The organism is Teichococcus aestuarii, from assembly GCF_042651065.1.
Lineage (GTDB): Bacteria > Pseudomonadota > Alphaproteobacteria > Acetobacterales > Acetobacteraceae > Pseudoroseomonas > Pseudoroseomonas aestuarii.
Window position 1 is genome coordinate 1 of sequence record NZ_JBHSCH010000160.1, and the last position, 1,063, is coordinate 1,063.

A 1,063-nucleotide genomic window follows, 5' to 3' on the forward strand; every position below is an offset into this window, starting at 1 on the left:
AACCTTCCTGGCCGCCTTCGCGCTCTGGAGCATCCTGTTTAGCATCGGCTGCTTCAGCACAACGCGCATGTTCGACATCCAGCCTGTGTTCCGTGTCCTGCGAGACGTCGGACTGCGGGAGAGCTTCTGGGGCGCGGTGACATTGATCGATGGCCTGCTGTTGATGCTCACCCTGTGGATGGGTTCCATCAACACGCGCGCGGCTGTCGCCTGCCTGTCCGCTGGCCTGTGGGCGTTCGTCGGCGGCACCATGGTGTGGAGCGGCAGCCTGCAGGGGTTCTTCAGCCCGGCCGGCGCCTTCTCCCTTCTGGGCAGCGCTGGCTGCGTGGCCGCCACGATTCAGTGGGCAAACTGGGGGCGATAAGATGGAGCCGTTTGCGAACTGGCCAGCCCTCCTGCTCTCCCTGTGCGCCGTTGTGCTGGGCTTTGTCGGCTTTCGTGCCACGCAGGCCAAGACGCTCAAGGATGACCTGACCGGCGTGGAGCAGCGCGCCCAGGCTGGCTTGAGGGCTCTGGAGGAAAAAGCCGGGCTGATGGTCAAAGGCGCAGCCGATGTGGAATCCAAGGCTCGTCACGACCTGGCCAACCTGGTTGCCCGCGAGACTGCGCGGCTGGAAGCGCAGCTCCGCCAGCAGGACCGGGACATGGCCCGCAAGGAAGAGATGCAGGCGGTGGAGCGGCGCGTCTCCGAGAACCTGGCGCGGGTGGAGGCGAAGCTGGACCGCCTCGCCGATGGGCTGAGCAAGATGGCTGCCTTTGATGGAAACGTCAGGGCGCTCACCGAAAAGCTGTCCTGGCTGTCCGATCGCATCGAAGCGCTCGAAGTGCGCCCGAAGCGGTCCGAGTAACCGCGCGCGGCCGGGCGCCGCGCATTCCTGAAAATCGGAGCCTGCCCATGGTCAACGCGAGCCCCACGGCGGCGCGTGGCTACCGCAATCGCAACCCCGGGAATATCGACTGGTCCGCCGCCAACAAGTGGCAGGGGCAGGTGGGGAAGGAGGCTGGCGGCCGCTTCGCGGTCTTCTCCTCCCACCAGTACGGCATCCGGGCCCTGGCGGTGCTG

General features: G+C 66.4%; 2 protein-coding genes. Both read left to right on the forward strand.

The window, feature by feature from the left end; translation table 11 throughout:
- Positions 1-364, forward strand: a 364-nt coding sequence (locus ACFOY6_RS24130; RefSeq protein WP_379652458.1) for a hypothetical protein, incomplete at its 5' end; no start/stop codon positions are given.
- A gap of 1 nt (position 365) precedes the next feature.
- Positions 366-848 (forward strand): hypothetical protein, encoded by a 483-nt coding sequence (locus ACFOY6_RS24135; RefSeq protein ID WP_379632430.1) that lies wholly within the window; start codon positions 366-368, stop codon positions 846-848.
- The last annotated feature ends 215 nt before the right edge of the window (positions 849-1,063 follow it).